Origin of the sequence: Collinsella sp. D33t1_170424_A12 (assembly GCF_015554865.1) — a bacterium.
Classification (GTDB): Bacteria; Actinomycetota; Coriobacteriia; order Coriobacteriales; family Coriobacteriaceae; genus Collinsella.
Genome location: NZ_JADNJJ010000194.1, coordinates 1 through 3,735, shown reverse-complemented (window position 1 = coordinate 3,735; position 3,735 = coordinate 1). Strand labels below are relative to the sequence as shown.

At 68.3% G+C, this 3,735-nt stretch carries 2 protein-coding genes and 1 pseudogene; all 3 read left to right on the top strand.

What is annotated here, in order from left to right:
• Window positions 1-2,050 (top strand): AarF/UbiB family protein (locus I2E26_RS08150; RefSeq protein ID WP_229056518.1); only part of this gene is annotated, 2,050 nt, incomplete at its 5' end.
• Entirely contained in the window at window positions 2,031-2,999 is a 969-nt protein-coding gene (locus I2E26_RS09135; protein ID WP_229056517.1) for an FHA domain-containing protein, read from the top strand. The genes I2E26_RS08150 and I2E26_RS09135, both read left to right, overlap by 20 nt.
• Before the next feature lie 363 nt (window positions 3,000-3,362).
• Window positions 3,363-3,735, top strand: a pseudogene (locus I2E26_RS08140) (pyruvate:ferredoxin (flavodoxin) oxidoreductase); the annotation flags it as partial.

Below are 3,735 nucleotides of genomic sequence, written 5' to 3'. Positions count from 1 at the left end.
CTATCGCATGCCGGATGACGAGCGCTCCGCCTATCGGCGCCGCTTCATCACGCTGTTCGCTGACGACGACGCGGCGCGCCACGGCGGCCTGGGCATGGTCACGCGCGTTTCCAACGCGATGGGAGAGGTCTACGCGCTCAAGGTGCTTATAGAGCCCGAGCGCGCGGAGGCCGAGGACGAGGCGGCGTACGAGACGCGCCGCGCCGCCGCGCACGCCGCCTTCCGGGCCGAATACGAGAGCCATCGCGCCGTGTCGGGTTTCAAGGGCTTCCCGCGCCTGTACGGATTCGCGCAGGTATACGGTTCGCCTGCCATCGTGATGGAGTGGGTCGAGGGCGTAACGCTGGCGCAGGCGCGCCGCATGCTGGCGGTTGACGACGAAGGCCGTTGCGCCCCCTTGACGGCTGCGCGCCTGGGTCGCGACCTGTTCGACTTGCTGGTTCGCCTGGAGCTGGTAGGCGACGGTTTCGTGCACCGCGATATCTCGCCCGCCAACGTCATGGTGCGTACAGCGCATCTGTCGGTGGCCGAGCAGGACGCCGAGGGCGCGTTCGACCTGTGCCTCATCGACTTCGGTTCGTCGGTGAATCTGGATCCCGCGCACGACACCTCGTTCACCTCGCGGTTTTCCACCATGCGCTGCGCGACGCTGGGCTATGCGCCGCCCGAGATGCTCACGAGCGACCTGCCGCACGTGGCGCGTCTGCGCATGTCTCAGAAGATCGACGTGTACGCCGCGGCGAGCGTGCTCTACGAGCTCGTGTCCGGTGCCCTGCCGTTCGATATGGGCGTCGCGCGCGATGCGTCGCCGTTCCGCACCAAGACCGATGAGCAGCCGCGTGCGCTCACCTCGGCCCATATGACCCATCCCGATATGGCGGCGCTGCTGCTGCGCGAGCCCGAGGTGGCCATCGCCGCCGGCCGGGCGTCGCTCGATCTGTCACTGGGCCCCGATTCCGCGGAGCTTCGCGACGCGCTCTCGTTGGTCGACGGGCAGCTGTTCGATCTGGTCCTGGCCTGTCTCAAGCCGCGACAGGACGAGCGCCCCACGGCGGAGGCCATGCGCGATGGGCTGGCGGCGTTTTGCAACCACTACGCGCAGAACGCCGAGCGCGCGCTGCGCGGCGAGCGCCTGCTGCCGTGCACGGGCGAGGCGTCGTGGTTCGACACGGCGTCGCCGTATGCCATGAACCGCCTGGTGAGTGCCGTGGGCGGTGCGATCGCGGTGGCCGTTCTTGCTGCGTGCACGGCTACGACGGCGGTGCTGCTCGACGGCGTGCCGGTGGTGTGGCGCCTGGGACAGCTGACGTGGCGCAGCGAGCTCTCCGGCTTCGCGGTGGCGGCGGCGCTGATGCTGCCGGCGCTGGCGGGCTGGGCGGCGCGCGGCCGCCTGCGCGGGACGCGCGAGGGGTTCCTGCGCGGCTCGACGGCGTGCATCGCGACCACCGTGGCGCTGCTGGCGGCGGCTTCGCTGGGTTCGATCTCTGGTTTGAACAGCTCGCACGCGGTGGTGTCGGCCATCCTTACGGCCGCCTCGGCTGGCTGGTGCCCGCTGGTGCTCGACTTCGCCATGACGGTGGCGCCCGCGATCATCGCCGAGGCGCGCCGCGCGCTGCCTCGCGCCCGCGTGCAGGCGGCGGCGATGGGCGGCGGTGCCTGCGCGGCGGTTGCCTCGGGCGGCTTCGATGCCACCGCTGCGGCGGTCACGGCCCCGCTTGCCCCGGGCGCGCTTTCCGACGAGGATGGCGCTGCGGATGAAGCGGTGGGGGCGGAGTGCGTGGGAGAGCCGGCCGATACGGTTGGCGCAGATGAGCCCGCAGATCATAGCGATGAGCGCGACGCCATTGGTGAACGGACGGCCGATGCCGTTCATCATGATTCCGGTGACGCTCCGATTAACGGTGCCGACCCTGCCGATAATCGTTTGATGATTGACGGCGCGGAGTCTGTTACGCACAATGCTATTGGCAACGAAACTGGTATGAAAACTGGTATTAACTCTATAGACTATTCGGATGAGGAGGTGCGAGATGCTGCCGATGAACGCTAGCGACCAAACGCCCTGCGGCGCGCTGTTCGAGATCATGAAGCGCTCCGGCGGCATCAGCCATAAGGAGCTCGCCTCGCTCATCCTGTCTGAGCGCCCGCTATCCGACGGCCGCAGCCCCATGAGCCGCGCCTCCGACCGCACGTGGGTGTCGCGCTTCGTGGTGCACGCGCCCGTGGGGTCCGTCCAGGCGCGCTATTTTCGCGATTTCGGCGTGGCAGCGCGGCGCATCATGGACCGCCTGCATGCCCAGCGCCGCGGCGCGCTCTCGTTCGAGCAGATTCTCGACATCGTGTGCGGAGAGCGGGGTGCGGCTATGGTGGCGGCGTTGGACGCGTGCCGCCAGGACGTGCGCCTGTATCAGAACGCGCTGGTCCGTATGCGCGATGGCGAGGGCTATACCGTGGGCGAGCGTGCCGAGGCGGCCCTGGTGCTGTTCGTGGCCGCAGGCTGTTCGGCCGACGTCGGCTACTCGGTGGACTACGCCATGAGCTACATCCGCGACGTGCTGGGCGGCCAGCTGGGTACGCCCACGTCGCGTCCCGTGCGCGTGGCATGCGCCGGCATGGACGGGGCCCTGGTTAATGCCAACCGCACCTTGGGCGTGGTGCGCATCATCGAGGGCTGCATCTCGAGCGACCCGTATTGGGTCGACCCCGACTCCGAGGGCGTGGAGATAGGCGCGCTGGTGACGGGTTCGGACGATATCGCGGACGTGGACGGCGACGTGTCGGCGCGCCATGCGCGCATCTGGTTCGACGGGGCCGCAGGCGGCTGCTGGTTGCTGCAGGATCTCGATTCAACCAACGGCACCATCGTGGTGAGCGGCGACGACGGCGAGCCGCTGCGCGTGGCCTCGGGCGAGACCGCGCAGATCCGCCCCGGCGACGAGCTGCGCCTGGGCGCCACCACGGTATTCATCCTCATCGAGGGTTCCGCCGACATGGTGTAGCCGCCCGGTTCAGCGCCGGGTGCCGTAGCCCACGCTGCTCAAATTGGGGACAGGCACCGATCTGAGGCAGGCGGAAGCGCGCGGCGCGACGCCCCCGCCTCAGATCGGTGCCTGTCCCTTTTCTGAGGTGGTGCGCGCCCGCCTGGTGCGGGCCCATGGAATCTGTTCGAAAAATGGCACGAACGAACGGGCGGTTTCAGCTAGAACTCGAGTTGCGCCCAGGCGTGCGGGGGTACAATGAAACAGCATGGGCATTTTATCCGCGAGGGCGCTTCCGCACCTACGGACGCCCGCAATACGCATCTATCGGGGGCATCGCCGCCCCTGGCAGGCATGTATACCCAAACGAGAGGAGAGGGGTATATGGCAGATCGCAAGTTCAAGTCTATGGACGGCAACGAGGCCGCCGCGTACGTAAGCTACGCGTACACCGAGGTGGCGGGCATCTACCCGATCACGCCGTCCAGCCCGATGGCCGACCATGTCGACCAGTGGGCCGCCCAGGGCAAGAAGAACATCTTCGGAACGCCCGTCAACGTGGTCGAGATGGAGTCCGAGGCCGGCGCCGCCGGCGCCGTCCACGGCTCGCTGGGCGCCGGTGCCCTCACCACCACCTACACGGCCTCCCAGGGCCTGCTGCTCATGATCCCGAACATGTATAAGATCGCGGGCGAGGGCCTGCCGAGCGTCTTCCACGTCTCGGCCCGTACCGTCGCGTCCCACGCGCTCAACATCT